A 25454-nucleotide genomic window follows, 5' to 3' on the forward strand; every position below is an offset into this window, starting at 1 on the left:
GGTCGGTCGGGCTCCCGACTACCGCGCCCGCGAGGCGGCCGCCCCGCCGGGCGCGGAGTCGCCTCCCTTCGGCGCGGGATCCGGCTCCGCACACGCGTCCTCGATCACCAGCTTGACGCCGCCCTCGTAGTCGCCGTCGACGGTGGCGCTCCAGCCGTGGACGCGCGCGAGTGTCCGGACGTTCGGCAGCGCGATCCCCGCCTCGGCGTCCGGAACCGCGCCGCCGTACTCAAAGAACGACTCCGGGTCCAGCGCCGAGTGCTCGCGCCCGTCGTCGGCTACCGTCAGCCCGTCGTCGGTGAGCCGCACCGTCACCCGCGTCGCCTCGTTGTGGACGGCGAACCGGAACGCGCTCAACAGTAGCGAGCGGAGCCGGTCGTCCTCGTCGAGATAGACCAGTCCGTCGTCGACGCCGTCGGACAGCTGGACCGAGAGGAAGCGGTCGTCGAAGGCGTACAGCGTGCCGACGGCGAACGCCGCGACGCCGACCGGCTCGAGGCTGAGGTCCAGCAGCGACGCGCTGGCGATCTCGACCACGTCGAACGCGACCGGGAGCGCCGTGACGCCGACCAGCGCCGCCAGCGGTCGCGTGTCGAAGTCGGCCTCCAGGAACTGTTCGAACAGCATGAAGAAGCCGACGGTGACGAGCGCGTACGACAGGCCGGTGACGACCCAGTGGGCCATCCCCTGCTGGATCGCGAGGTGGACGAACGGCGTCGCGACGCGTTCGGCCGTGAAGTACAGCTCGTGGACGGGGTTGGTGAGCTTGACCGCGACGATCGCGAGGTAGGTGCCGACCGCCGCGCGGCGGTACGCCGGAGTCCGGTGGAACGCCCGGCCAGTGTACGCCGAGGCGAAGTACAGCCACGCCCCGACCGTCGTGAGCCCGACGATCAGCCCAGCGAGATACAGCGCGTACTGGTACGCCGGCGGCGCGAGGAGGTACGCGAGCTGCGCGGCGGCCCACCCGCCGCTTGAGACCAACAGTCCGACGAGGCCGCGCCGGGTCTCGTCGTCGTCGATCACCACCGCCCGCCGAAGCGCCGCGCTGCAGCCGACGATCGCGACCGCGTACACGAGCACGTACGCGAGGAGTTCAGTTGTGCCTGTCCCGAGCATCACCGTCTTTACTCGGTGTGGATTCTAAACGCATCCGTTCCAGCTATCCAGATTGATACTGGCGTGGGGCCGCCCGCTCGCGGGGCCGTCGGGGTCCGCCGTCGAATACCAAAGGATTACTCGGGAGCGACCGACGGGTCGGATATGACGCTCCGGAAGCCGCCGTTGCGCGCGGGTCACGCCGAGCGCGACGCGAAGTTCACCGAGTTCGGCGGCTGGGACATGCCCGTCGAGTTCGAGTCGATCCAGGCCGAGCACGCGGCGGTGCGCGAGGCCGCCGGCGTCTTCGACGTCTCCCACATGGGCGAGATCGAGGTCGCCGGCCCCGACGCGACTGCCCTCCTGAACCGGCTCACGACCAACGACGTGGCCGCGCTCTCGCCCGGAGACGCGCAGTACGCCGCGATTACCCGCGACGACGGCGTGATGCTCGACGACACCGTCGTCTACCGTCTCCCCGACGAGCAGCGATCGGTCGAAGCAGGGTCCAGCGAGGCGAGGTCCGAGGAGGCAGGGTCCGACGGCGGGCGATCGGAGACGGTGCCGGCGTACCTGTTCGTCCCGAACGCGGGCCACGACGCCGAGATGCACGAGCGGTGGGTCGACCACCGCGACGAGTGGGACCTAGACTGCGAGGTCCGCAACGTCACCGAGGACTGGGCGATGTTCGCGGTGCAGGGGCCCGAGGCGCCCGACCTCGTCGCCAGCGCTGTCGACGACGGCGGCCCCGACGTACGCGATCTCTCACGGTTCTCTGCGACGTTCGCACCGTTCGCCGGCGCGGACTGTTGGGTCGCCCGAACCGGCTACACCGGGGAAGACGGCTTCGAACTGCTGTGTCCGTGGGACGACGCGGAGGCGGTGTGGGCGCTGTTCGCCGACGATGCGACGCCGTGCGGCCTCGGCGCGCGCGACACGCTGCGCATCGAGGAGGGCTTTCTCCTCTCGGGGCAGGACTTCCACCCCGAAGACGAGCCGCGGACGCCGTACGAGGCCGACATCGGCTTCGCGGTCGATATCCACACTGAGTTCGTCGGCCGCGATGCGCTCGCCGCGCAGGCAGAGTCGGGGATCGAGGAGACGTTCGTCGGCATCGAACTGCTCGACCGGGGGGTGCCGCGCCACGGCTACGACGTGACCGACGAGGACGGCCACGTCGTCGGGACGGTCACCTCGGGGACGATGAGCCCCTCGCTGGGCAAGCCGATCGCGCTCGGGTACCTCCCCGTCGACTTGACCGACCCGGGAACCGAGGTCAACGTGGTCGTCCGCGGGCGCGAGAAGCGCGGGAAGGTCGTCTCGGTCCCGTTCGAGTGAGCGCATGCCCGCCTCTCGCGGCAGCCCGGACCGGCTCGCTTGGGCGGGGTATTTTGCGCCGCTGAGAGACGTGGGTGTATGAACGAACGCGCGCGGTCGGTCCTCAAGGAAGCGACGCTCGACGAGGCGGTCTCGCTGTGTCACGGCGCCGTCGACCCCGAGGGTGACGCCACCGGTTACATTTCCGGTATCGAGCGCCTCGGTGTCTCTCCGACCCGTTTTGTCGACGGGTCGCTCGGCGTTCGCGTCCCCGGCCAGGCGGCAACAGCGTTCCCCGCGCCGCTGGCGGTCGCGGCGACGTTCGACACCGAGATCGCGGCCGACGTGGGCGCGGCGATGGGCCGGGAGGCGGCCGCGCTCGGACAGGACGTGCTGCTCGCGCCGGGGACGAACATCGTCCGGGTGCCCCACGGCGGTCGCAACTTCGAGTACTACTCCGAGGACCCGGTCCACGCCGGCGCGTTCGCCGCCGCGACGGTCGAGGGCATCCAGTCGGCAGGCGTCCTCGCGTGCGTGAAACACTACGTCGCCAACAACCAGGAGACCGAGCGGGCGGCCGTCAACGTCGATGTCGACGAACGAACGCTCCGGGAGGTGTATCTCCCGCCGTTTCGCGCGGCCGTCGACGCCGATGTCGCGGCCGTGATGTCGGCGTACAACGCGGTGGGCGGCACGCCGATGAGCGAACACCGGCGGCTCCTTCGCGAGGTGCTGAAGGGGGAGTGGGGGTTCGAGGGGTTCGTCGTCTCCGACTGGTTCGGCACCGGCGACGCCGTCCGGACCGCCAACGGCGGCCTGGACATGGAGATGCCGGGCGTCCCGCTCTCGACGTTCGCGACGGAGATGGGGGCGCCCGAGGGGGGTGACGAGGAGGAGGCGTTCGGGGACGAGGCGGACGCCGGCGCGGATGACCACGGGGTGTCCGAGGAGTCCGCGGGGGGCGAGGGCGCGCCGCCCCACGGCGGCCTGCCGGACCCGCGGACCGTCGCGCGCTTCGCCGAGACGCTCGCGCCCGCCGTCCGCTCGGGCGAGGTGTCCCGCGACCGCGTCGACGACATGGCGGGGCGGGTCGTCTCGCGGCTGGCGGCGTTCGACCGCCTCGACGGCGACCGCCCGGCGGGCGCCGTCGACACCCCCGACCACCGCGCGCTCGCCGAGCGGGTCGCCGTCCGCGGCACGGTGCTTTTGGAGAACGACGGCGTCCTCCCGCTCGCTGACGCCGCCGCCGTCGCGCTCGTCGGCCCGAACGTGGACCGCGCGCTCGCAGGGGGCGGCGGCTCGTCCTCGGTTGAGGCGGCGGCCGAATCGACGCCCGTCGAGGGGCTGCGCGACCGCGCCGCGGGCGAGGTGACGGTCGCCCCGGGCCACCCGCTGATAGCCGATCCCTCGATGATGGACGCTCCCGACGACGGAGACGGGTCGGTGACGGCGACCGGAGGCCCGCCCGGCGCGGTCGATCGCGCCGACGGGTCCCCCGACTCGACCCGCACGCTCGCGGCCGCGGTCGACGCGGCCGCGTCCGCGGACGTCGCGGTCGTGTTCGTCCGCGACCGTGCGACGGAGGCGTGGGACCGCCCGGACCTCTCGCTGCCGGGAGCGCAAGACGACCTCGTCACCGCCGTCGCCGACGCCGCCGAGCGGACGGTCGTCGTGATCAACTCCGCGGGGGCCGTGGAGACGCCGTGGCGCGAGGCGGTCGACGCGGTCGTCGAGAACTGGTACCCCGGACAGGCGCACGGCGCGGCGACCGCGGCGGTCCTGTACGGCGACTGCGACCCGGGCGGACGGCTCCCGGTGACAGTCGCGCCCGAGGAGGCGTACCCGAAGGCGGACCCGACGCGGTTCCCCGGCGAGGACGGCGTCGTCGAGTACGGCGAGGGCCGACTGGTGGGGTACCGCCACTTCGACGCGACCGACGCGGAGGCGACGTACCCGTTCGGTCACGGCCACTCGTACGCCGCCTTCGAGTACCGCGGCGCGACGCGGGTCGACGAGCGGACGGTCCGCGTGCGCGTCGCCAACACTGCCGACCGGGACGGCCGAGAGGTGGTGCAGGCGTACGTCCGGTACGCGCGCGACGCCGATGCGGACGGCGCGGATGCGAGCGCCGACGATGCCGACGCCGCCCGGTTCGCGGACGAGCCCCGCCGCGTGCTCGCGGGGTTCGCCTCGGTCCGCGTCCCGGCCGGGCAGACGGTCGCCGTCACCGTCGACCTGGCGGACCTGCCGTTCCACCGCTACGACGACGGGTGGACGGAGCGCTCGGGCCCGTTCGTCGTCGAGGTCGGCCGGTCGGCGACCGATATCCGGACCGCGGTCCGGTTCGAGCGAGAGTAGTCCACCCAGTCCCACCGGCGATCCCGCGGAGGTTCGGATACACCCAAGTACCCCCGCCCCGGCATCTCCGATAGACGATGAGCTTCGACGTTCCCGACGACCTTCGCTACCGCGAGTCACACGAGTGGATCGACCCGGAGACCGGCCGCGTCGGCATCTCCGAGTTCGCCCAAGACGAACTCGGCGACGTGGTGTTCGTGGAGCTTCCGGGCGAGGGCGACGCCGTCGACGCCGGCGGCGAGTTCGGCGTCATCGAGTCGATAAAGGCTGTCTCGGACCTGTACGCGCCGGTCTCCGGCGAGGTGGTCGCCGTCAACGAGGCGCTGTTCGACGCGCCCGAACTCGTCAACGACGCCCCCTTCGGCGACGGCTGGATGCTCGAACTCGACTTCGAGGAGGGCGACCTCGACGACCTCCTCTCGGCCGACGAGTACGCCGACCAGATCGCGTAACGGTCGGCCCCTGCGATCGTCCAGATCCCACGCCGGGACGCCCGTCGGGCCTCGGTCGACCGCCGGTCGCTACAATCGCCGTTTTCGCCTCCGGACGCTTCTTGCCGTTCCTCCCCGTACCGGCGGTCATGTCACTCGACCGCCGCTCGTTCCTCGCGACGACGGCAACGCTCGCTGCGACGGCCGCCGGCGGGTGTACTGGCTGTGCGGCCTCCCCGACCGCCTCCCTCCGACTGACCGCCGAGGACGATGCCGGCCTCGCGCGGGAAGCCCTCACGGTCTTCGGCGACGGCGGCGACGGCGGCGACGGCGGCGAGGCCGACCCGAACCCCCGCGGCGGCCTCGCGGTCCGGGTCGTCGAGGCGGGGCCCGTGACGACTGAGGACACCGACGTGCCCCTCCCGACCGGTCGGCCGGTCGTCGTGAACGACGGCGTCTACCGCTTCGCCGCGGAGCCGGTCGACTCCCGAGAGCTGCGGTCGTTCTCCGTGACGATCAATCCGCTCCGCGTCGACGAGGGCGCGGAAACCCCCGGTCCGGGCGACCGGATCCGGTTCGAGGAGCTCCCGGCGGTGGACAGGAGGAAGTTCCGCGAGCTGGGGTTCGTCGACGAGCGCCCGTTCGGGATCGGCACGAGCCTCTCGTACCGACCGGAGGCCGTCGAGGAGTCGGTGCTCGTTCCGGAGCCGGAGTACTCGGTGATCGTCTGGCCGGACGGCCCGGCCCGGTTCGAGGTCGACGGCGGCGGCTCGTACACGGTCTACACCTACGAGCTGACGGCCGATCGCGTCACCTCAGCGACGGCGTTCGGCGCGGACGTGCGCGAGCGGTTCGGCTTCTCGCTGGCGGTGCTGCCGCGCGAGGAGCGGGAGATCCTCGACGCCGCGATCGATCCCGAGACCCCCGCACCCGACGGCGACGACTACTCGGGGTACCACGTCGCGAGCGACCAGGAACCCAGCGACGCGCTCCGGTCGCTCGTGAACCGGTTCCGCGAGCGCGAGCCCGTCGTCTTCGAGTGGGAGCGCCGGCCCGAGCCGTGGCGCGCCAGCGGCGAGTACGTCGTCCGCTACGACGGCGCGGTGTACTGGGCGTCGCTGTGGGTCGAAGAGTCGGCGTTCACGGAGACGCCGACGCCGGGCGCGTAGCCGTCCCGTCGGAGCGGCCGACGGCGGAGCGGACGACCGCGGAGTGATTTGAGGCGCGAGAGGAGGTCAAGCGATGGCGCCGCGGCGACGCGCCGTCAGCTCCACCGCGCGAGCAGGAACCGCTCGGCCGCCTCGCGGCCGTGCTCGTCCACCCAGTCTTCGGCGTCGGCCTCCGGACAGTCTCGGGCCTCCATGAGGCCGTGCACGAGGTCGGCGTACGGTCGCGGCGACACCGACGCCTCGTCGTCCACGTCGAGCGGGTCCGTCTTCGGGGGATCGACCGGATCGGTCACGCCACCGCTTGGCGGCGCCGACGGATAGCGCTCTCGACCGGGGCGTCCGCCGCTCGCGCCCGGCCCGCGCGCAGCCGGCTTCCGGCCGCACCGCCCGGGAACGAACGACTCTTGGTGGGCGCGCCGTAGGCACATCTATGGACAGAGGTGGACACGCGGCGGCGGCGAACCCACACGGACGTGTCGGGGTGGCGGCCCGATGAGCGGACGGTCCGCGGGCGCGAGCGGGTCGCCGTTCGCCCCCCACACCGCCGACGAGACGGCGGCGATGCTCGACGCGCTCGGGGTCGACGACGAGGCCGACCTGTTCGACATTCCCGACGAGGTCGCCTTCGACGGCGCGTTCGGCATCCCGCAGCGCGACGAGCGAACGGTCCGGGCTGATCTCCGGGAGACGTTCGCGCGCAACGACGACCTCACCGAGTTCCTCGGGCGGGGGCACTACTCCCACTACGTCCCCGCGGTCGTCGACGACCTCTCGGCGCGCTCGGAGTTCCTCACCAGCTACACGCAGTACCAGCCGGAGATCACCCAGGGATTCCTCCAGGCGCTGTTCGAGTACCAGTCGATCCTCGTCGAGCTGACGGGCCTGCCGATCGCCAACTGCTCGATGTACGACGCCGCGACGGCGCTGGCGGAGGCGGCACTGCTTTCGGACCGACTCCGCTCGACCTCCGGGTCGACCGTCCTCGTCCCCGAGGGCCTGCGCGACGGCAAGCGCGGCACCCTCGACAGCTACGTCGACGGATCGGACCTGACCGTCGAGACGTACCCCTACGTCGACAACACGGCCGACCTCGACGCGATCGCGGACGCGGTCGGCGAGGACACCGCGTTCGTGTACGCCGAGACGCCGACCGTGACGGGGGCCATCGAGCCGGCGCTTGCGGCGATCGGCGACCTCGCCGAGGACGACGACGCGCTGTTTTGCGTCGGCTCCGACCCGGTCGCGCTGTCGCTGCTCGAGGAGCCGGCGTCGGTCGGCGCCGACGTGGTCGTCGGCGAGGCGGGGGCGCTGGGGCTGCCCGCCAGCTACGGGATGGGGCTCGGCCTGTTCGCCTGCACGGAGGAGCACCTCCGGCAGGTGCCCGGACGCCTCGTCGGGAAAAGCGAGGACGCCGACGACCGGCGGGCGTTCACGCTGACGCTGCAGACGCGCGAGCAGCACATCCGCAAGGAGCGCGCCACCTCGAACATCTGCACGAACCAGGCGTGGGTGGCGCTGCGGGCGGCGATGCACGCGGCGTACCTCGGTCCCGAGGGACTGGTCGATCTGGCCGAGGACTGCGTCCGCGACGCCGCCTCAGTGGCCGCCTCCCTCGACGCGCTCGACGGCGTGACCGCGCCGCTGGACGACCGCCACCACTTCCGGGAGTTCACCGTCGGCGTCGACGACGCCCCCGGCGTCGCCGAGGGACTGGCCGAGCGCGGCTTCGCCGTCCACACGCTCGACGACGAGACGCTGCAGGTGTGCGTGACCGACCTGAACGTCGAGGCGGCCGACGACCTGGTCGCCGCGTTCGCGGAGGTGACAAACTGATGAACTACGACCAGGCCCGCTACGGCGACGACACGCGAAACGAGCCGCTGCTGTCGGAGAAGGACTCCACGACCGTCGACCCCGGCGCGGGCTCGGCGCTCCCCGACGACCTGACGCGCGACTCGCTGGAGTTGCCGGGGCTGTCCGAGCCCGAACTGGCGCGCCACTACACCCGCCTGTCGCAGATGAACTGGAGCGTCGAGGCGGGGCCGTACCCGCTGGGGTCGTGCACGATGAAGTACAATCCTTCGTTCGCGGACGCGGTCGCCGCCGACCCCAACGCGGCGGTTCACCCCGACCGCGACCCCGAGACCGTACAGGGGAACCTCGAACTCCTCCACGGGCTCCAGGAGTACCTCGCGACAATCGGCGGGATGGACGCCGTCACGCTCCAGCCGCCCGCGGGCGCTGCCGGCGAGTTCACCGGCATCGCCGTCGCGAAGGCGTACCACGAGCACCACGGCACCGACAAGTCCGAGGTGATCATCCCGGCGTCGGCCCACGGCACCAACTTCGCCACCGCGGCGATGGCCGGCTACGACGTGGTCGAACTCCCCTCCGGCGAGGACGGCCGCGTCGACGTGGCGGCCCTGGAGGCGGCCGTTTCCGAGGACACCGCCGCGCTGATGCTCACCAACCCCAACACGGTGGGGCTGTTCGAGCGCAACATCACCGAGATCGCCGAGGTCGTCCACGACGCCGGCGGCCTGCTGTACTACGACGGCGCGAACCTCAACGCCCTGCTGGGCCGCGCCCGTCCCGGCGACATGGGGTTCGACATCATGCACTACAACGTCCACAAGACGTTCGCCACGCCCCACGGCGGCGGCGGTCCCGGCGCGGGACCGGTCGGCGTCGTCGAGGAGCTGGCGCCGTTCCTTCCCCGGCCAAGGGTGCGCGAGGTCAACGCGGCGTCCGGCGGCGACGCCGACGGGGCCGACGCGTCCACCGCCGCCGACGGCGGCGCGCTGGCGGGCCACGACCACGGCACCGCGGACGAGGCGGGCGGCGCCGCGTACGAGCTGTTCGATCCCGAGCAGTCCATCGGCAAGGTGCACGGCTTCTCGGGCAACTGGCTCGTGTTGATCCGGGCGTACGCGTACATCCGTCGGCTGGGCGACGAGGGGCTGCTCGACGCCTCCGCGAAGGCGACGCTGAACGCGAACTATCTCGCGAGCCTGCTCGACCTGGAGGTGCCGTACGGCCCGTTCCACCACGAGTTCGCCGCGACCGCGGGCGAGCGCGACGCCGCCGACGTGGCGAAGGGGATGCTCGACTACGGCGTCCACCCGCCGACGACGAAGTGGCCCGAGATGGTGCCCGAGGCGATGCTGACCGAGCCGACGGAGGTGGAAAACAAGCGCTCGCTGGAGGATCTGGCGAACGCGTTCAACGAGGCGTTCGCCGACACCGATGAGGAGCTGCACGCGGCGCCGTCGAAGACCGCCTCACGCCGGGTCGATCAGACCTCCGCCGCACGGAACCCCCGGCTGTCGTGGCACGCGCTGGAGGCGGCGCGCGGCGCCTCGGAGAACGCAAGCGGGGAGTGAGACGACCCGCGGACGAGAGCGAGGACGGGTACCGACCGCATCGCTCCCTCCCTCGGGTCCCGGACTCGGACGCGCCGCTCGACGTGGCGGGCCGTCCGCGACCACCGGTCGCGACGCTCGGAAGCGAAGCGGTGTGTCGCGTCAAAATCGAAGTGACCGGTCGTCGTCGCCGCCGCGGCGACGCGGAATCGGCTTAGTTGCGGACGACGTTCGTCGCGCGCGGGCCCTTCGGGGCCTGTTCGATGTCGAATTCGATCTCCTCACCCTCCGTCAGATCCGGACCGCCAACGTCCTCCATGTGGAAGAACACGTCGTCGTCCTCGTCCTCAGTCGAAATGAAACCGTAGCCGCCAGTGTCGTTGAAGAAATCAACCTTTCCGTTTGCCATTGCAAACAAACGTATGGGTGGACCCGGCATAACCCTTCCGAGGGTCGTGGTACCACGAGGGTTCGGTTCGATCCGATCGCTGCCTGGGCTGTCGCCGCTTATCGAACGACGGTCACCGGAACCGACGACCGCCGCGTCACCTTCTCGGCGACGCTGCCCATGAGCACGCGGCTGAGTCCCCTGCGCCCGTGGCTCCCCATCACCACCTGGTCGATGTCGTCGCCCTCGTCGTCGAGATACTCCAAGATGGACTGCGCGGGCCCGCCGACGAGCCGGACCGTCTCCGCGTCGACGCCGCGCTCGCGGGCGCGCTCGGCGGCCGACTCCAGCAGCTCGTCGCTCGCCTCCTTTGCGGACTCCTCCAGCTCTTTCGAGTAGTACGAGTCCATCCCCTCGGCGTCGCCGGCGGACACCCACCGCGTGGGGTCGACGACGTTGACGAGCACCAGCGTCGCGCCCTCGTGCACGTCGAGCGCGTGATCGAGCGCCTTCGTTGAGTGATCGGATCGATCGAGCGCGACGAGTACGCGTCGTGACATACCCGCGACGACGCGGGGCGGGGACTCGGGCGTTTCGGTCCTCACGGACGCCGCGAGCGACGTGGTCCCCGCGAGCGGCTCGGTCGGCGCGGACGGCGCAGGGGAACGCGCCCGGATCGATCACGCCGCGCCGGGGGGTCCGGCGGCAGCCGCGACGACGGCCGCGAGCCCGACCGCGGCGCCCGCGAGGAGGGTGTTGCCCGCGACGAACAGCGCGGCGCGGCCGCGGTCACCCCGCTCCCACAGCCGCACCGTCGACACCGAGAACGACGAGAACGTGGTGAAGGCGCCGCAGGCGCCCGTCCCCGCCAGCAGGAGGGCGTCGCCGCCGACGGGCCAGAACACGAGCAGTCCGAGCAGGAAGCTCCCGAGGACGTTCACCGTCAGCGTCCCCAGCGGGAACGCATCGCGGTCGACCGCCGACCCGAGCAGGTGGCGCGCGACGGCCCCGACGGCGCCGCCGAGGGCGACGAGCGCGGGATCGGGAACCGTCGCGAGCGTCGCGACGGACGCAAGTGCGACGACGGCGCCCCCGAGCGCAACGGCGGCGGTCGCGATCACGCCCGCACCTCCCGACCCTCCCGCGGGTCGACGCGGGCGGCGAAGTCGCGGCCGACGAGCGCGGCCCCGAAGCCGAGGGCGTAGCTGCCGAAGAGGTACGCGGCACCGACGAGTGGCTCCGCTCGCGTCGTCTCGACGATGAAGGTACTGTACGTCGTGTACGAGGAGAGGACTCCCGTCGCCAACAGCGTCCGCGTGCGGTCGCCCAGCCGGTCGGTCCGAAGCGCCTCGTACAGCAGGAAGCCGAGCAGCAGGCTGCCGGAGCCGTTCGCTGCGAGCGTGCCCCACAGGCCCGGCAGCGCCCCGCCGACGGCGTGGCGGGCCGACGCGCCTGCGGCGCCGCCGAGCGCGACGAGCCCGAGCGTGAGCGTCTGCGAGTCCCGCGACATGGGAGGGGCGTCTCGCGTGGGTCGTATCCGAGTGTCGATCGCCGCGCGGCGACTATGTCAACTAATACCAAATAAGGGATTCTCATGGGGTAAAACCAGTTATAGAATATTATCATTATAGTTCGTTACATTTATTATATCTCCTCGGCTCGACACGGGTGAGGCGACACAGCATGGGTGTACATCACCGGAAATCCGCCGCAGGACACGCACAGGCTACGACGACCGACCGCGACCCGCCGACGCCACCCACACCACCCGAACGACCCACACCATGACGTTCAACCCGAACCCGAAGACCGACCTCGACGAGATCGACAACCGCGAACTGAGCCTGTTCTCGACGGAGGGCGACGACCGATGAGCCGTCGCACCACCCGCGCCACTTCCGGCAGCAGTCCGCCGGAGGAGACGGACGCGCCACTGGTCCCCGACCTGGGGACGCGAACGGGCCGCACCGCCACGACGACCGACACCGCAGACATCGCTGACACCGCAGACACCCGACGCGACCGCGCCGAGCGCCGCCGTCGCCGCGACCCGTTCGAGATCGCGCTCATGGAGGATTCCGAATAATGCACCCCTCAGAACTCGACCAGGACGTCTTCACGAAGGATATTGATAACCCGCAGGGCGCGAAGCTGCGCCAGATGCTCGACGAGCAGGACTACGTCTTCGCCCCCGGGATGTACCACGCGCTCGACGCCCGGCTGGCGGAGATGGCCGGTCTCGACGCCGCGTACATGTCGGGCTACTCCACCGTCCTCGGCCAGTTCGGCTTCCCAGACCTGGAGATGGTGACCATGACCGAGATGGTCGAGAACGCCAAGCGCATGGTCGAGGCGACGAACCTCCCGGTCATCGCCGACTGCGACACCGGCTACGGCGGCACCCACAACGTCCGCCGCGCCGTCCGCGAGTACGAGAAGGCCGGCGTCGCCGCCGTCCACATCGAGGACCAGACTACCCCGAAGCGCTGCGGTCACATCGCGGGCAAGCAGATCGTCTCCCGCGAGCAGGCGCGCTCGCGCTTCGAGGCCGCCGTCGACGCGAAGCAAAGCGAGGACACGGTCGTCATCGCCCGTACCGACGCGTACGGCTCGGCCAACGGCGACTGGGAGGAACATCTCGAGCGCGGTCGCATCTACGCCGACGCCGGGGTCGACCTCGTCTGGCCCGAGATGCCCGACCCCTCGCGCGAGGACGCCGTCGAGTACGCCGAGACGATCCACGAGACGCACCCCGACCTGGATCTGGCGTTCAACTACTCCTCGTCGTTCGAGTGGGGCGCCGAGGAGGACCCGCTCACCTTCGAGGAGCTGGGCGACCTGGGCTACACGTACCAGTTCATCACGCTGTACGCCCTGCACTCGGGCGCGCACGCCGTCTACGAGGACATGCAGAACATCGCCGAGAACGGCGCCGAGGCGCAGTGGGACCTCGAAGAGCGGTACATCGGCCACGAGACCGAGAGCCACCACGCGCTGTCGTTCGTCGACCGCTACCAAGAGATCGAGACGCGGTTCGACCCCGAGGCCGAGGAGCGCATCGAGGACTCGGCCGGCTTCGCGGAGGACCGCTCGGAGCCGATCACCTCGAACGACGACGACTGATCGCCGACGCGCCGTCCGCTCGTCACCGACCTGATTTTTCCGGCTCGTCGTCACTCCAGCGGCCCCGCTAACCGCCGGAACTACGTCCCCTCGCGCTCAGACCCGACTGATGACCGACGCCGACGCGCCGGCTCGCCCGAACGGCGGGGAGAGCGCTCCGGACGAGACCGGTCCGCGGGAACCGGCAGAGCCGGCAGACCCGCTCGACCCGACCGTCGAGGACCTGATCGAGGACCTGGAGACGCTGGAGGCGGCCGTCGACGACACCGACGAGCGGCGGAAAGTCCGCGCGGCGATGCGGACCGCCCGCGACCTGTCGACCTCGCGGCCGACGGTGTTCGGGCGGGTCGTCCGCGGATTCGACCGCGGCGACATCGCTGAGGCGCTGCTCGGGAGCGTCCTGTTCGGTATCCCGATGCTGGTCGAGGGCGGCACGACTGAGGTGGGCACGTACCTGGCCGCCCACCCCGCGTCTCTGCTCGTGACGGCGGCGGTGACGGTGCTGCTGGTCGTCGGTATCATCTACGTCGCGGATTTCCAGGACGTGCGCGTCCACCGGCCGATTCTCGGGGTTGTCCCGAGGCGACTGGTCGGCGTCCTCGGCGTCGCCGCGCTCACGGCGGTCGTCGGGCTGACCGCGTGGGGCCGCATCGACTGGGGCGACCCGGCGGTCGCGCTCGGGAGCATCGTCGTGGCGGCAGTCCCGATGGCGGTGGGAGCGGCGCTGGGGGACCTGCTGCCGGGATAGCTGTGCGTCGGGCGGGCGGAGCGGTCGACGCCGTCTCCGGCGGACCGCCGACCGCAGAGCCGGTCGTCGAACCCAGAGGAACCGCTTCCGTTACGCCTCTACCGGGTCGGCGCGGTCGCCGTTGATCCGCGTGAGGCCGTAGTCGCACTCATTGCAGCGCCACTTCGTCTTCTCGCCCAGGTGGAGCGTCATCGCGGCGACGCGCCAGAAGTCCCGGTCCTCGCCGCAGCGCGGGCAGGAGAATTCCATTTCGAGGCTCATACCCGTGGATGGGTGGCCGGAGACTTTCAAAACACCGGTCCCCGCCGCGGCCGGGGCGGGCGTCGAACCGGCGGGGGTCTCATCGCGAATCGCCGAGTTCATTCGCGTCGCGGCCGGCAGTCGCGACCGTGCGACCGATCCCCGACGCCGTCGCCGGCGCGCTCTACGCCGCGGGCCTGCTCGCCGTCGCCGGCGCGCTCGCGTGGGCGACGGGCCGTGCGCTCGTGTTCCCGAGCCTCGGTCCGTCGGCGTACCTGCTCGCCGCCGGCTCGGATCGCCCGAGCGCGCGGGCACTCCTCGGCGGACACGCCGTCGGGATCTTCGCCGGCCTGCTCGCGTACCACGGGCTCGCCGACGGCGCGGCGATCACCGGCGCGCTGGCTGCCGGGGGGTCCGCCGGCGCGCGTCTCGCGGCCAGCGCCGTCGCCTCGGTCGGCCTCACGACGCTCGGGATGGCGCTGACGGACACGCGCCACGCTCCCGCGTGCGCGACGACGCTCATCGTCTCACTGGGGCTGCTTCCCTCGCCGGCGGACGCCGCGGTCATCGCCGTCGGCGTGTTCGCGCTGTGGCTCGCCTCGCGAGCGACCGCGCTGGCGTCGCGCGCGGGTCTGACGGTCGCGGCCGTCGGACGCGTGGACCGGTAAACGATAGCCCGAAACCCCCGGCGGTCCACCCATGCGTATGACCTTCGAGACGACGGTTCCGGTCCGCTACCGCGACCTCGATCCGATGAGCCACGTGAACAACGCCGTCTACGCCACCTACTTCGAGGAGGTGCGCACCGCCTTCTTCCGCGAAGAAGTCGGCATCGAACTCGCCGACTCGCGGGCCGCGCTGGCGTCGCTGGATATCGACTTCCGCGCCCCGATCGAGGGCACCGGCGCCGTCCGCGCGGCGCTGGAGGTGATCGAGGTGGGGACGACCAGCCTCACTTTCGGCTACCGGTTGCACCACGACGGGCGGCTCGTCGCCGAGGGGGAGACCGTCCAGGTCGCGCTCGGCGAGGACGGCCCCGAGCCGCTCCCCGACGCGGTCCGCGAGGCGGCCGACCGGCACGCGACCGAATGACCGGGCGGGACGCCGCCGGCGCGTCCTCGGTCGACAGCGGTCGGCGCCGCCTCGCGCTCGCGGCCATCAGCGGCGGCAACTTCAGTCAGTTCGGCGCCCGGATCCTGCTGGGCGCCGTGGTTCCGTTCATTCTCCTCGAGTTCGACACGACGGAGGCGACGCTGGGGCTTGCGCTCACGGGGATGTGGGCGACGTACGCGCTCGCGCAGTTCCCCAGCGGCGTCCTCGCGGACAGACTGGGCGAGCGACCGCTCGTCCTCGCCGGCATCGTCGGCGCGGCCGTCGGGACGGCGCTAGTCGCGGTGTCGCCGACAGTGCTCGTGTTCGGCGCGGCGACGGTCGTCCTCGGCGCCGGGGCCGGCCTCTTTTTCGCGCCGGCGACCGCGCTGCTGTCTCGCCTCTACGACGAACGCGGCGGCGCGCTGAGCGTCCTCACGGGTGCCGGCGCCGTCGCGGGTGCGGCGTTCCCGGCGGCGGGCGGCGTCATCGCCGAGCGGTTCGGCTGGGAGGTCGCCGTCGGTGCCGGCGTCGCCGTCGCGGTTCCCGCGGTCGCGGCGACCCTGCTGTTCGTCCCCGCCGTGCCGCCGGCGAACCCCGAGCGCGACCTCTCGGCGCTGGTCGACCCGGCGCGTATTCGCGGGATCCTCGCTCGGCCGCCGCTGGCGTACACGACGGCGCTCGCGGTGCTGTGCGGGTTCACGTTCCAGGCTGTCTCCTCGTTCCTGGCGGCGTTCCTCGTCGCCCACCGTGGCCTCGCGCCGTCGACGGCCGCGACCGCCTTCGGCGCGGTGTTCGGCATCAGCGCCGTCGCGCAGCCGGCGAACGGCCGGGTGTCGGACGCGCTTTCTCGGGACGCCGCCGTCGCCAGCAGCGTCACCCTCGCGGGCGTCGGCATCGCGACGCTGGTGCTCATGCCGGGGCTCGCCGGGACCGTCGTCGGCGTGGCGGTGCTCGGCGCCGGCATCTCGTGGCCCGGGCCGATACAGGCGCGGTTCATGGACCGGCTGACCGACGCCGAGCGCGGCTACGGGTTCGGCCTGCTGCGCACGGTGTACATGTTCCTCGCCGCGTCGGGCTCGGTCGTCACGGGTGTCGTCGCGAGCGCGGCGGGGTGGCCCGCCGCGTACGGACTCGTGATCGCGCTGCTTGCGACGTGTCTCGGGCTGTTGGGCGCGAATCGCGTGCTGGGACTCGGGCTGTAGCGCGGCTCCTCGCGCCGCCGCGCTTCTCGCGTCGGTCGTCTCTCGGCGCTCGCCACTGGCCTACTGCCAGGTGCGCTCGGCCAGCGCTTTCGAGGCGTCCGTCACGGCCGCGGGCGTGTCCACGCTCGCGAACGGCGCCGGCGGCACCGACGCCTCGACGGCGTCCAGCCGGTCGAGCACGGCCAGCATGCGGCCATCAGCGCCGACGGACTCGCAGGCGGCCAGCGTCGGCGAGACACGATAGACGGCGCCGAACGGCTGTCGCCGTTCCTCGGCGACCGGGACCACGACGTCGGCGTCGCCGAGACGAGTCGCGAGCGCGCAGACGGTCGCGGCGTCCAGCCAGGGCATGTCACAGCCGACGACGACGGCGCGGTCGGCGCCCGCGTCTGCGGCCGCCGACAGTCCGGTCGACAGTCCGGCCACCGGACCGGCGTCCGGCGTCGGATCGATCGCGAACCGCACCGCTCGCTCCGGCAGGACGTCCGCGATCGCTGGGCGTTGGTCCGCACGGCAGTTGATCACCGTTCGTTCGACCGCCGACGCGAGTCGCTCGACGACCAACGCGACCATCGGTCGCCCGGCCACGTGAACGAGTGCCTTCTCGCGGTCGCCGAAGCGGCGCGACCGCCCGCCCGCGACGACGACGAGCGCGCCGATCACGTGAGGAACCCCGCCTGCCCCGTGAACGCGAGGTACAGCGAGAAGCCGGTGACGAGGATCGCGATCACCATCTCCGCGTACAGTACCACGCGTCCCCACGTGTACCAGTCGTCGTAGTCGGCCATCAGTCATCACCTCCTGCGACCGCGGCGTCGCCCCCGCCGTCGCCGAGCCACCGTTCGGCCGAGCCGATGCCGTACTCGCGCGGGTCGTCCTCGTGGCGCATCGCCCACGCGAAAAACAGCATGATCGGCACGAAGATGCCGAGCGCGACCGCGGCGTACCCAAGGTGAATGTTCGGCAGGTAGCCGTACACCAGCGGGTAGACGATGCCGCCGCTGGTTGAGACGCCGCCGATGAATCCGGAGGCGGTTCCCGGGCGGTCCTCGAACAGCACCGGGACGATGGCGAACACGCCGCCGGTGCCAAAGCTGACCGTGACGCCGAACACTGCGAGCACGACGACCGAAATGGGAAGCAGACCCGCGAGTCCCGCAATGGTCAGTGCGACCATCGTGACGGTGATGCACACGAGCGCGGTCATCAGCCAGTGAACGCGCGGGGAGTACTCCTGCATCGTCGACAGGAACGGGTACGGCGTCCAGTCCTTGCGCTGCCAGAGGTCGGACATGTACCCCGAGAACGGCCGGAACAGCGACGCGTTGAACGACTGCACCGCCGCGAACGTCCCGGCAGCGGTCTGGACGGCCGCGACGCCCTCGAAGCCCAGATCTGCGATGGGATCGGCAAAGCCCGCCGCGTAGTAGCTCGGGAGCCAGGAGTTCATCGCGATCTCCAGGCCGAACGACATCGCGTACGCCAGCATCAGCCCGATGGCGGCGTAGCGCGTCCACACGTACAGCGTATCGCCGAGCGACGTGTTCGACTTCGCCGTCTCGGCGGTCGCGCGGTCGCGAGCGGCCTGCCCGCGCCACTTGTACACCGCCGCGATGGCGACCGCGACCAGCCCGAGGTGGAGGAACGCCTCCGAGAAGTCCGTCCCGTAGATCCGCGGGAGCAGGAGGGCGCCGACGCCGGCGCCGACGTTACCGGTGCCCGCGTACAGCCCCTCGGCGGTTCCGATCTCGTGTTCGTCGAACCACTGGGCGACGTGCTGGATGCCGACGACGAAGGTGGCGCCAGCGCTGGCGACGACCATCCGCTCGACGAACAGCACCTCGAACGCCGAGAGGAACGCCACCTCAGAGGCGTACGCCGACAGCACCGAGACGCCGCCGGTGACCGCCAGCACGAACGCGAACACGTTGTGCGCGCCGAACCGGTCGGCGGCCCACCCGGCGGCGACGCGGCCGGGCGGCGCGAGCCAGATGGCCGAACTCGCGAGCAGCGCGAGTTGGCCCGTCGAGAGCCCGTAGAACTGGCCGATGCTCGGCGAGAACGCCGCCGTCGAGAACCACAGCAGGAACGCCCAAAAGAACGCGACGGTCGCGAGGACCAGCTGTTCGATCTTGTTAGTCATCGCTCATCACCTCCGAGCCGACCGCGACCGCGTCGGGATCGTCGGCGCTCACTGTCGTCAGCCGCACCGCACACTGCTTCAGGTTCGGCTCGTCGGACTTCGGGTCGGTGTCGGGCAGCGTCACCTCGTTCACGGCCGGGTGGTGGATCGGGAGCCACACGAGGCCGGTCGGAACCGCCCCGTCGGCCCGCGGGCGGACGCGTATCTCCCCGCGCCGAGAGCCGAGCGTCGCCGTGTCGACAGGGTCAACCGGGGCGGCCCCGTCGGCTGCGTCGTCGTCCGCCTCCTCGTCCGCGTCGCCGGCAGGTTCGACAGCGGCGGCGTCCGCGAGCAGTCCCAGCTCGGCCAGCGTTTCGGGGTGCACCCGTGCCACGGGTGGGGAGTCGTTCACGCCGCCGCGCGAGCGGACGCCGGTGTTGTAGCCGTCCGCCTCGCGGGCGGTCGTCAGCGTGAGCGGGTACGCCTCGTCGGTCGGCTCCGCGAGCCCGCCGTCGACAGCCGACGAGAAGCGCGCCTTCCCCGAGGGGGTCTCGAACGCCCATCCGCCGAGATCCGTGCGGTAGCGGTACCCGCCCTCCGAGAGTGCGTCGGGCGCGGGCCACCGAACCGCGCCGGCGTCGTCGAGGCGGTCGTAGCTGATCCCCGAGCAGTCGGCGGGGGTGCCCGCCGTGAGCGCGGCGAACTCCTCAAAGACGGACTCGGGGTCGGTCGCCGGGAACAGCCCCGGACAGAGTCGCTCACCGATGGTCGTGATCGCGTCGAGGTCGGTGCGGATGTCGGGAGGGAGCTCCGTGACCGGGCGCACCCGCGAGACGCGCCGCTCCATGTTCGTCGTCGTCCCCTCGGACTCCCCCCACGTCGCCGCCGGCAACACTACGTCCGCGCGTTCGACCGTCTCCGTGCGGAAGGCATCCTGCACGACCAGGAAGGCGTCGTCGAGACGCTCGCGCACGGCACCCGCGTCGGGCATCCCGGCGGCGGGATTGGTCGCGACGGCGTACACCGCCTCGACCGGGCCGTCGGCGATAGCCTCGATGGTGCCGACCGGGCCGGGACCGGTTTCGTCCGGAAGCCGGCCGGAGGGAACGCCCCACGCCTCGGCGATCACCCGGCGCTCCGCGGGGTCGTCGAACGGGCGCTGGCCGGGCCACGATCCTTTCGAGGAACAGATCCGGGTCCCCATCGAGTTCGCCTGCCCGGTGAGCGAGAACGGCCCGGTGCCCGGTCCCATGTTCCCCGTGGCGAGACAGAGATCGATGAGCGCGGCGGCGGTGTCGGTGCCCTGCACGCTCTGGTTCACGCCCATCCCCCAGTAGACGAGCGTCGGGTCGGCGAACGCGGCCGCGAGCGCGTCGACTGTCTCGGGGTCGACACCGGCCTCCGCGGCCGCCGCGCCACTGTCCGGGAGTGCCGCTTCCAGGTCGTCGAACCCGACCGTCGCCTCGTCGACGAACTCTCGGTCGACCCCGTCGCGGTCGAGCACGCGGGCCAACACCGCCCGCGCGAGCGCGAGGTCGGTTCCGGGGTCGGGCGCGACGTGGGCGTCTGCGACGCCGGCGGTCTTCGTCTCGACGGGGTCGACGACGATCAGCCGGGAGCCGTCGTCGCGGGCGCTCGCTTCGATCCACCGGAACATGACCGGGTGCGCGACTGCGGGGTTCGCGCCCCACACGACGTGCGTGTCGGCGTCGTCGATGTCGTCGTAGGTGCACGGCGGCGCGTCGCTGCCGAAGGCGTCGTCGTACGCCGTCACCGCGCTCGCCATACACAGCGTCGTGTTGGCGTCGTAGTAGCGCGTCCCGAGGCCGCCCCGGGCGAGTTTCCCGAGCGCGTACGCCGCCTCGTTCGTCTGCTGACCGCTGCCGAGCACGGCGACGCCGTCGGGATCGCCGGCGGCCGCGGCGCCCAGCCCCGTCACGGCGCGGTCGAGCGCCACGTCCCACGTCGTCGGGTGGAGGTCGCCGTCCTCGCGCACGAGCGGTCGGGTGAGCCATTCGCCGTCGGGGTTCGCGGTCTCGTCGATGCCGCGCTGACACGCGAGGCCGCGGTTGGCCGGGTGCGACACGTCGCCGCGGACGGAGGCGATGCCGTAGCCGGCGTCGACGCCGATCTGGAGGTGTCCACAGCCCACCGCACACCGCATGCACGTGGTCGGAACCGGGTCGCTCACGGGTGAATCACCCCGGTTGGTGCGGCGTCAGTAGTCGGATCGCGGTCGCGGTCGGACGCGGCCGGATCGAACGGAGCGACCAGTTCTGGCGCCGCGTCGGCGGGCGCGTTCGTCGGGGCGGTCTCGACGGGCGGTGCCGCCGTCGTCGCCGGCGTGGGTTCGTTCTCAGTCATCGCTGGGGAGTGGGTCACCGGTCGCGTCCGTCGGGGCGGGGCTGTCGCCGTCGGCGAAGGGGTACCACGACTGCTTGGCGTCGTGGAGGCAGGGGTCGTCGTAGGAGGTCTCCTCCGGTTCGGCGAGTTCCACGAGCGTCTCGTGGCCCGTCGCGTCGACCCACTCGCGGAACGACTGTCCCTCGGAGCGAAGCGCCGCGAACGCCTCGACGAGGTTCCGAATCAACCCCGGAACCTCGTCGGCGGGCACGCGCTGGCGCGTCCACTCGATGAACGACGGCTCGGTCCCGATTCCACCCCCGACGCCGACGTCCATCGCCTCGACCATCTCACCGCCTTTGCGGGCGCGCATCCCCTGGAGACCGATATCGGCAGTCATCGCCTGCCCGCAGTCCGCCGTACATCCGGAGAAGTGGATCTTCAGTTCGGACACGTCGTCGGGCGTCTCGACGGTGCGCCGCAGCCACCGCAGCATGACCGCCATGCGCGCTTTCGTCTCCGTCAGCGCCAGCGAGCAGAACTCCGTGCCCGTGCACGCGATGGCGCCCCGGTCGAACAGCGTCGGCTTCGGCGTGTGGGTCTCCAACAGCGGCTCGTCGAGGAGGTCGCCGACGGCGCCGTCGGGCACGTCCATGATCAGGGGGTTCTGTCGACGGGTGAGCCGGATCTCGCCGGAGCCGTACTCGTCGGCGAGGTCAGCCAGGTCGATCGCCTCCTCGGCGCCCATCCGTCCCACGGGAACCGAGAGGCCGACGTAGTTGCGGCCGTCGGCCTGCGGGTGAACGCCGACGTGGTCGTGTTTGCCCGCGTCCGACCCGCGCCCGGCGTTGTACGTGTACTCGTCGCGGAGGTTCGTCCCCGCGTGGGCGGGCTCGAAGTCGAGGCGCTCGACGAGGTCAGCGCGGATCGCGTCGGTGCCGCGCTCGTCGACGAAGAAGCGCGCGCGGTTCTCGTTGCGGTTCTCGCGGTTTCCCTCCTCGTGGTAGTACTCTACGAACTCGCGGACCACCTCGTAGGCGTGTTCGGGGCGGACGAACAGATCCAGCGAGCGCGCCCGGCGCGGCTCGCGCCCGCCGAGGCCGCCGCCGACGCGGACGTTGAAGCCGCGGACGCACCCGGCGTTCCCGGTCGCGTTCGAGGGCTCGCCGCTCGTGTCGCCTCCGGCGTCTCCGTCGGCGTCGACCAACTTGCGCGCGGGTTCGAGCGCGACGTCGTTGATCGAATCTTGCGCGCAGCCCTCGCGACACCCCGTCACGGAGATGTTGAACTTGCGGGGCATGTTCGACAGCGCGTCGTCGCCGCGCAGGTCCGACTGGATCCGGTCCAGCAGCGGCCGCGTCTCCACGAACTCGCCGGCGTCCGTCCCCGCGACCGGACAGCCGGAGACGTTGCGCATCGTGTCGCCGCCGGCGGAGCGCGAGGAGACGCCGACCGCCTCCAGCTTCTCCCAGACCGCCGGAATGTCCTCCAGTTTCAACCAGTGCAACTGGATCGACTGCCGGGTCGTGAAGTCGACCCAGGCGTCGCCGAACTCGGGGTTGTCGACCGGGCCGGAGGCGTACTCGCGGGCCACCTCACCGATCGCCCGGAGCTGCCCCGGCTCCAACACCCCGCCGCAGTTCGTCAACCGCAGCATGAAGTAGCTCTCCTGGCCGCTCCGTTGGTGGAACACGCCCCAGAATTTGAACCGCGAGAACCACTCCTCGCGTTCGTCCTCCGGGATCGACTCCCACCCCTCCTCGGCGAACTCCTCGATCCGTTCTCTGACCGCGTCTCCGTACAACTCGTCTTTCCAGCGTTCTTTCTTATGTGGCATCGATATGGATGAATGAACTGAATCTCGCTGTATACCGGTCCAATTGTCCAGCCTATTTCGGATAGACTGACGAATATGCTCAGTGAAAAGCGCTATCCTGGATCGGCCTTAGTATGATTGAAGGTATTATCATTCTGCATTGATCGGCCGATCAGCAAGACGTATTACTACCATTGGTCACATCTAGTGTTTGAATGTCCAATTACGACCGACCTGGCTGGTAGCCTCCGACCGCGCGTGTGATCGGGTCCGATAGCGAGCGTCAACTCCGAGGACGTGTTCGTCTCTGAGGAGGAACTCGCGGACGACGATCTGCAGGACAGTAGTTTGGTGGCCGTTCTCCGTCGCCTCTCGTGGGCGGCTCGGCACGAAGACCTCGCCGCCGTGGTCCGTGGCCTCAGTCGTTCGCTTCGCTCACGGCTCGCCCTGCTCGCCGTTCGCACTCGAGGCCTCACGTTCGTTCGGCCTCGCACCGCTCACTCCTTCGGCCACGCTCGGTTCGTGCGTCTCGAACCACTCCGTCAACTCCTCGATCCGATGGGTCGCCCGCTTGGGGGTCCCGATGTTGTGGTGCTCGTCCGGGTAGATGACGAGCTTCGCGTCGACGCCCCGCTTGCGGACGCTGACGTACAGCTGCTCGGCCTGCGTCGGCGGACACCGCCAGTCCTCCTCGCCCGCCGTGATCAGGAGGGGAGTGTCGATCTGGTCGACGCGGGTGATCGACGAGATGTCGCGGTACAGATCCGGGTTCTCCCACGGCATCCCGAACTCCCACTGGTGCCAGTTGTGGTTGTCGTCGGTGCCGAAGTTGCTGTAGAAGTCGTAGATGCCGTGCTCGGGCGCGGCGGCGGCGAAGGTGTCCGTCCGGGCGACGGCGTGCGCCGTCGTGATCCCGCCGTAACTGAAGCCCGTGCAGAACAGCCGGTCGGGGTCGGCGACGCCCTCGTCGACGAGGTGCTCCATCGCGGAGATCACGTCGTCGGACTCCAGCTCCCCGCGGCTCCCCTTCAGCACCTCCGAGAACGCCCGGCCGTAGGAGGTCGACCCGCGGTAGTTCGGCTTCGCGACGACGTACCCCCTGCTCGTCCAGTAGTCGATCGCGAAGCGGTAGGCGGGCGCGTCGTAGCTCATCGGCCCGCCGTGGATCGAACAGATCGTCGGAGCGGGATCGTCCGCATCGGCGTCGAAGTCGTTCGGGTAGTACACGACCGCCTCGACCTCCTCGCCGTCGCCGTTCTCGTAAGCGACGACCTCGCAGTCGGGCAGCGGGTCCTCACGCTCGTCGAGCCACCCGTCGTTGAGCGCGGAGACGCGCCTCGTCGGACCGCCGGCGTCGTCCTCGCGCAGCTCGGCGCCGGGGACGGCGTACACGTCCGGCGGCTGGTCGGCGGCGGTCAGCCCGAGCGCGACCGTGTCGCCCGCGAGGTCGAACGCGGCGACGGTGCGGTCGCGGCCCTGCCGGGTGAAGGCCCGTCGAGGTTCGCCGTCGACGGGACACACCGCCAGGCGCGTCCACGCCTCGTCGGCGATCGGGACGACGACCATCTCGCCGTCGAGCCACCGCGGCGCGCCCGAGCGCGCGAGCGTCCGGTCCAACTCGCCGGAGACGGACGCAACGTCGGCGTCGGCCTCGTCGGGCGCGACGTACGCCTCGTTCGGCTCGTACCAGTTGTCGTAGTTGCTGCCGTCGAACGCGATGCGGTCGCCGTCGGGCGACCACGTCGGCGAGGCGCACCGGAGGCTCCCGTCGGTGACGACCCGGCGCTCGGACCCGTCGGGCGCGATCGTGCACACGTCGTAGGCGCCGGAGTCGTCGGGGTCGTCGTCGACGCAGGTGGTGAACGCGATCCGGTCGGTCGGCCCCCACGCGGGCTGGAGCCCCGCGAGCGGTTCGGCCGAGCCGGCCCCGGAGGCGTCGTCGAGGCGGTCGAAGCCGTCGGCGTCGGCTTCATCGGCGCCGATCTCGCCGACGAACAGGTAGGCGGTCACGTCGTCGAGCCAGCCGGCGCCGTCGCGCTTGTGCTGGAGCCGCGTCACCTCGATCGGGCCGCCGTCCTCGCGCTGATCGAGGTACTCCGCTTGCTCGTCGGTGGGGTCGCGCGCGGCGACGACGAGGCGCTCGCCGTCCGGCGCGAGGTCGAACTCCGTGACTCCCCGATCGAAGGCGGTCAGCTGGCGCGCGTCGCCGCCGCGGGCGAGGTCGAACGCCCACACCTGCTGTGTCGGCGTCTCGTCGCCGTCGGTCCCGCTGCCGCCGTCGCCGTCGTTCCAGTCGGCTCCCTCGGCATTCGACTCGGCCGCCTCCTCGCCGTCGCCCTCGTCGTCGATGCGGCCGCGCTCGCGGTCGAGGTCGGTGTCGCGAGCGGCGAGAAAGGCGAGGGTGTCCCCGTCGGGCCCCCACGTCGGCGACGACGCCGTCGACGCGCGAGTGAGACGGTGCGGTTCGCGGCTCCCGTCGGTCGGCGCGACGTACAGCCCCGTCCGGTGTTCGTCGGCCGCGGGATCGGACTCCTGTGCGGTGAACGCGACGCGGTCGCCGTCGGGCGACACCGACACCGCCGCGAGCAGGCGCAGGTCGTAGTACGACTCCAGGTCGATACCGTGCTGCATACGCGGCGGTGTGG

The 25454-nt window shown here is 71.3% G+C and carries 26 protein-coding genes; 12 read left to right on the forward strand and 14 right to left on the reverse strand.

Annotation, left to right across the window (positions count from 1 at the left end; genetic code table 11):
- Positions 1-18: 18 nt before the first annotated feature.
- Positions 19-1119, reverse strand: a complete 1101-nt coding sequence (locus BUE16_RS01710; protein WP_073306683.1) for a histidine kinase N-terminal 7TM domain-containing protein — start codon at positions 1117-1119, stop codon at positions 19-21.
- Positions 1120-1263: 144 nt separating this feature from the next.
- Here BUE16_RS01710 and BUE16_RS01715 point away from each other — a divergent pair, with 144 nt between their 5' ends.
- From BUE16_RS01715 to BUE16_RS01730, 4 genes are all read left to right on the forward strand, one after another.
- Entirely contained in the window at positions 1264-2436 is a 1173-nt protein-coding gene (locus tag BUE16_RS01715) for a glycine cleavage system aminomethyltransferase GcvT (RefSeq protein ID WP_073306684.1), read from the forward strand.
- Between the two features lie 78 nt (positions 2437-2514).
- On the forward strand, positions 2515-4773 hold the full coding sequence (locus BUE16_RS01720; protein ID WP_073306685.1) for a beta-glucosidase: 2259 nt from the start codon (positions 2515-2517) through the stop codon (positions 4771-4773).
- Positions 4774-4850: 77 nt separating this feature from the next.
- The gene (gene gcvH / locus BUE16_RS01725) at positions 4851-5225 is read left to right on the forward strand and encodes a glycine cleavage system protein GcvH (RefSeq protein WP_073306686.1); all 375 of its coding nucleotides are present in this window, start codon (positions 4851-4853) and stop codon (positions 5223-5225) included.
- Positions 5226-5353: 128 nt separating this feature from the next.
- Positions 5354-6373 (forward strand): hypothetical protein, encoded by a 1020-nt coding sequence (locus BUE16_RS01730; RefSeq protein WP_073306687.1) that lies wholly within the window; start codon positions 5354-5356, stop codon positions 6371-6373.
- Positions 6374-6468: 95 nt separating this feature from the next.
- Here BUE16_RS01730 and BUE16_RS01735 read toward each other — a convergent pair whose 3' ends face one another.
- Positions 6469-6666 carry a hypothetical protein gene (locus BUE16_RS01735; protein ID WP_073306688.1) on the reverse strand — a complete coding sequence of 66 codons (198 nt, stop codon included), beginning with the start codon at positions 6664-6666 and terminating at the stop codon, positions 6469-6471.
- A 199-nt stretch (positions 6667-6865) separates the two neighbouring features.
- Here BUE16_RS01735 and gcvPA point away from each other — a divergent pair, with 199 nt between their 5' ends.
- Positions 6866-8206 carry an aminomethyl-transferring glycine dehydrogenase subunit GcvPA gene (gene gcvPA, locus BUE16_RS01740; protein ID WP_073306689.1) on the forward strand — a complete coding sequence of 447 codons (1341 nt, stop codon included), beginning with the start codon at positions 6866-6868 and terminating at the stop codon, positions 8204-8206.
- Positions 8206-9756, forward strand: coding sequence for an aminomethyl-transferring glycine dehydrogenase subunit GcvPB (gene gcvPB / locus BUE16_RS01745; protein ID WP_073306690.1), 1551 nt, complete (start codon positions 8206-8208; stop codon positions 9754-9756). The genes gcvPA and gcvPB overlap by 1 nt, the downstream gene beginning before the upstream one ends.
- 193 nt (positions 9757-9949) lie before the next feature.
- On the opposite strand, the gene BUE16_RS01750 is transcribed toward gcvPB, so the two are convergent.
- The 4 genes from BUE16_RS01750 to BUE16_RS01765 all read right to left on the reverse strand — a co-directional run bounded on the left by BUE16_RS01750 (position 9950) and on the right by BUE16_RS01765 (position 11633).
- Positions 9950-10144 carry a cold-shock protein gene (locus BUE16_RS01750; RefSeq protein ID WP_073306691.1) on the reverse strand — a complete coding sequence of 65 codons (195 nt, stop codon included), beginning with the start codon at positions 10142-10144 and terminating at the stop codon, positions 9950-9952.
- A 98-nt stretch (positions 10145-10242) separates the two neighbouring features.
- Positions 10243-10683 carry a universal stress protein gene (locus BUE16_RS01755; protein WP_073306692.1) on the reverse strand — a complete coding sequence of 147 codons (441 nt, stop codon included), beginning with the start codon at positions 10681-10683 and terminating at the stop codon, positions 10243-10245.
- Positions 10684-10803: 120 nt separating this feature from the next.
- The gene (locus BUE16_RS01760; RefSeq protein WP_073307040.1) at positions 10804-11241 is read right to left on the reverse strand and encodes a fluoride efflux transporter FluC; all 438 of its coding nucleotides are present in this window, start codon (positions 11239-11241) and stop codon (positions 10804-10806) included.
- Positions 11241-11633: a fluoride efflux transporter FluC gene (locus BUE16_RS01765; RefSeq protein WP_073306693.1), complete on the reverse strand. Its 393-nt coding sequence runs from the start codon at positions 11631-11633 to the stop codon at positions 11241-11243. The genes BUE16_RS01760 and BUE16_RS01765 overlap by 1 nt, the downstream gene beginning before the upstream one ends.
- A gap of 360 nt (positions 11634-11993) precedes the next feature.
- On the opposite strand from BUE16_RS01765, the gene BUE16_RS01770 reads away from it, so the two are divergent.
- From BUE16_RS01770 to BUE16_RS01780, 3 genes are all read left to right on the forward strand, one after another.
- Positions 11994-12209 carry a hypothetical protein gene (locus BUE16_RS01770; protein WP_073306694.1) on the forward strand — a complete coding sequence of 72 codons (216 nt, stop codon included), beginning with the start codon at positions 11994-11996 and terminating at the stop codon, positions 12207-12209.
- A complete protein-coding gene (aceA, locus tag BUE16_RS01775; protein WP_073306695.1) occupies positions 12209-13246 on the forward strand; it encodes an isocitrate lyase in 1038 nt (345 codons plus the stop codon). Before BUE16_RS01770 ends, aceA begins: the two co-directional genes overlap by 1 nt.
- A 109-nt stretch (positions 13247-13355) precedes the next feature.
- A complete protein-coding gene (locus BUE16_RS01780) occupies positions 13356-13994 on the forward strand; it encodes a DUF2391 family protein (RefSeq protein WP_079991445.1) in 639 nt (212 codons plus the stop codon).
- A 90-nt stretch (positions 13995-14084) separates the two neighbouring features.
- Here the strand turns inward: BUE16_RS01780 and BUE16_RS16800 are convergent, their stop codons facing one another.
- The gene (locus BUE16_RS16800) at positions 14085-14255 is read right to left on the reverse strand and encodes a DUF7838 family putative zinc beta-ribbon protein (RefSeq protein WP_200778343.1); all 171 of its coding nucleotides are present in this window, start codon (positions 14253-14255) and stop codon (positions 14085-14087) included.
- A 128-nt stretch (positions 14256-14383) separates the two neighbouring features.
- On the opposite strand from BUE16_RS16800, the gene BUE16_RS01785 reads away from it, so the two are divergent.
- From BUE16_RS01785 to BUE16_RS01795, 3 genes are read left to right on the forward strand one after another with little or no spacing between them, the layout of a single operon-like run.
- Positions 14384-14902, forward strand: a complete 519-nt coding sequence (locus BUE16_RS01785) for an HPP family protein (protein WP_200778344.1) — start codon at positions 14384-14386, stop codon at positions 14900-14902.
- Between the two features lie 37 nt (positions 14903-14939).
- Positions 14940-15326: an acyl-CoA thioesterase gene (locus BUE16_RS01790; RefSeq protein ID WP_073307043.1), complete on the forward strand. Its 387-nt coding sequence runs from the start codon at positions 14940-14942 to the stop codon at positions 15324-15326.
- A complete protein-coding gene (locus BUE16_RS01795; RefSeq protein WP_079991448.1) occupies positions 15323-16528 on the forward strand; it encodes an MFS transporter in 1206 nt (401 codons plus the stop codon). Before BUE16_RS01790 ends, BUE16_RS01795 begins: the two co-directional genes overlap by 4 nt.
- Positions 16529-16588: 60 nt before the next feature.
- Here BUE16_RS01795 and mobA read toward each other — a convergent pair whose 3' ends face one another.
- From mobA to BUE16_RS01820, 7 genes are all read right to left on the reverse strand, one after another.
- Positions 16589-17191 (reverse strand): molybdenum cofactor guanylyltransferase, encoded by a 603-nt coding sequence (mobA, locus tag BUE16_RS01800; RefSeq protein WP_159435696.1) that lies wholly within the window; start codon positions 17189-17191, stop codon positions 16589-16591.
- On the reverse strand, positions 17188-17316 hold the full coding sequence (locus BUE16_RS17295; RefSeq protein ID WP_268762469.1) for a hypothetical protein: 129 nt from the start codon (positions 17314-17316) through the stop codon (positions 17188-17190). The genes mobA and BUE16_RS17295 overlap by 4 nt, the downstream gene beginning before the upstream one ends.
- On the reverse strand, positions 17316-18671 hold the full coding sequence (locus BUE16_RS01805) for an MFS transporter (RefSeq protein WP_073306696.1): 1356 nt from the start codon (positions 18669-18671) through the stop codon (positions 17316-17318). The genes BUE16_RS17295 and BUE16_RS01805 overlap by 1 nt, the downstream gene beginning before the upstream one ends.
- Positions 18664-20841, reverse strand: a complete 2178-nt coding sequence (nasA, locus tag BUE16_RS01810) for an assimilatory nitrate reductase NasA (protein ID WP_268762470.1) — start codon at positions 20839-20841, stop codon at positions 18664-18666. Before nasA ends, BUE16_RS01805 begins: the two co-directional genes overlap by 8 nt.
- A complete protein-coding gene (locus BUE16_RS16560) occupies positions 20838-21014 on the reverse strand; it encodes a hypothetical protein (protein ID WP_159435698.1) in 177 nt (58 codons plus the stop codon). The genes nasA and BUE16_RS16560 overlap by 4 nt, the downstream gene beginning before the upstream one ends.
- Entirely contained in the window at positions 21007-22830 is a 1824-nt protein-coding gene (locus BUE16_RS01815) for a nitrite/sulfite reductase (protein ID WP_073306698.1), read from the reverse strand. Before BUE16_RS01815 ends, BUE16_RS16560 begins: the two co-directional genes overlap by 8 nt.
- Positions 22831-23244: 414 nt before the next feature.
- Complete coding sequence (locus BUE16_RS01820) at positions 23245-25440, reverse strand: S9 family peptidase (protein ID WP_073306699.1); 2196 nt, start codon at positions 25438-25440, stop codon at positions 23245-23247.
- Positions 25441-25454 lie beyond the last annotated feature (14 nt).

The sequence above is a fragment of the Halobaculum gomorrense genome (assembly GCF_900129775.1).
In the GTDB taxonomy this organism is placed as follows: Archaea; Halobacteriota; Halobacteria; order Halobacteriales; family Haloferacaceae; genus Halobaculum; species Halobaculum gomorrense.

Excerpts from the sequence above, each read along its gene's own strand:
- BUE16_RS01710 (WP_073306683.1), bottom strand. The coding sequence starts at position 1,119 with ATGCTCGGGACAGGCACAACTGAACTCCTCGCGTACGTGCTCGTGTAC.
- BUE16_RS01715 (WP_073306684.1), top strand. The coding sequence starts at position 1,264 with ATGACGCTCCGGAAGCCGCCGTTGCGCGCGGGTCACGCCGAGCGCGAC.
- BUE16_RS01720 (WP_073306685.1), top strand. The coding sequence starts at position 2,515 with ATGAACGAACGCGCGCGGTCGGTCCTCAAGGAAGCGACGCTCGACGAG.
- gcvH (WP_073306686.1), top strand. The coding sequence starts at position 4,851 with ATGAGCTTCGACGTTCCCGACGACCTTCGCTACCGCGAGTCACACGAG.
- BUE16_RS01730 (WP_073306687.1), top strand. The coding sequence starts at position 5,354 with ATGTCACTCGACCGCCGCTCGTTCCTCGCGACGACGGCAACGCTCGCT.
- gcvPA (WP_073306689.1), top strand. The coding sequence starts at position 6,866 with ATGAGCGGACGGTCCGCGGGCGCGAGCGGGTCGCCGTTCGCCCCCCAC.
- gcvPB (WP_073306690.1), top strand. The coding sequence starts at position 8,206 with ATGAACTACGACCAGGCCCGCTACGGCGACGACACGCGAAACGAGCCG.
- BUE16_RS01750 (WP_073306691.1), bottom strand. The coding sequence starts at position 10,144 with ATGGCAAACGGAAAGGTTGATTTCTTCAACGACACTGGCGGCTACGGT.
- BUE16_RS01755 (WP_073306692.1), bottom strand. The coding sequence starts at position 10,683 with ATGTCACGACGCGTACTCGTCGCGCTCGATCGATCCGATCACTCAACG.
- BUE16_RS01765 (WP_073306693.1), bottom strand. The coding sequence starts at position 11,633 with ATGTCGCGGGACTCGCAGACGCTCACGCTCGGGCTCGTCGCGCTCGGC.
- BUE16_RS01770 (WP_073306694.1), top strand. The coding sequence starts at position 11,994 with ATGAGCCGTCGCACCACCCGCGCCACTTCCGGCAGCAGTCCGCCGGAG.
- aceA (WP_073306695.1), top strand. The coding sequence starts at position 12,209 with ATGCACCCCTCAGAACTCGACCAGGACGTCTTCACGAAGGATATTGAT.
- BUE16_RS01780 (WP_079991445.1), top strand. The coding sequence starts at position 13,356 with ATGACCGACGCCGACGCGCCGGCTCGCCCGAACGGCGGGGAGAGCGCT.
- BUE16_RS16800 (WP_200778343.1), bottom strand. The coding sequence starts at position 14,255 with ATGAGCCTCGAAATGGAATTCTCCTGCCCGCGCTGCGGCGAGGACCGG.
- BUE16_RS01790 (WP_073307043.1), top strand. The coding sequence starts at position 14,940 with ATGACCTTCGAGACGACGGTTCCGGTCCGCTACCGCGACCTCGATCCG.
- BUE16_RS01795 (WP_079991448.1), top strand. The coding sequence starts at position 15,323 with ATGACCGGGCGGGACGCCGCCGGCGCGTCCTCGGTCGACAGCGGTCGG.
- BUE16_RS17295 (WP_268762469.1), bottom strand. The coding sequence starts at position 17,316 with ATGGCCGACTACGACGACTGGTACACGTGGGGACGCGTGGTACTGTAC.
- BUE16_RS01805 (WP_073306696.1), bottom strand. The coding sequence starts at position 18,671 with ATGACTAACAAGATCGAACAGCTGGTCCTCGCGACCGTCGCGTTCTTT.
- BUE16_RS16560 (WP_159435698.1), bottom strand. The coding sequence starts at position 21,014 with ATGACTGAGAACGAACCCACGCCGGCGACGACGGCGGCACCGCCCGTC.
- BUE16_RS01815 (WP_073306698.1), bottom strand. The coding sequence starts at position 22,830 with ATGCCACATAAGAAAGAACGCTGGAAAGACGAGTTGTACGGAGACGCG.
- BUE16_RS01820 (WP_073306699.1), bottom strand. The coding sequence starts at position 25,440 with ATGCAGCACGGTATCGACCTGGAGTCGTACTACGACCTGCGCCTGCTC.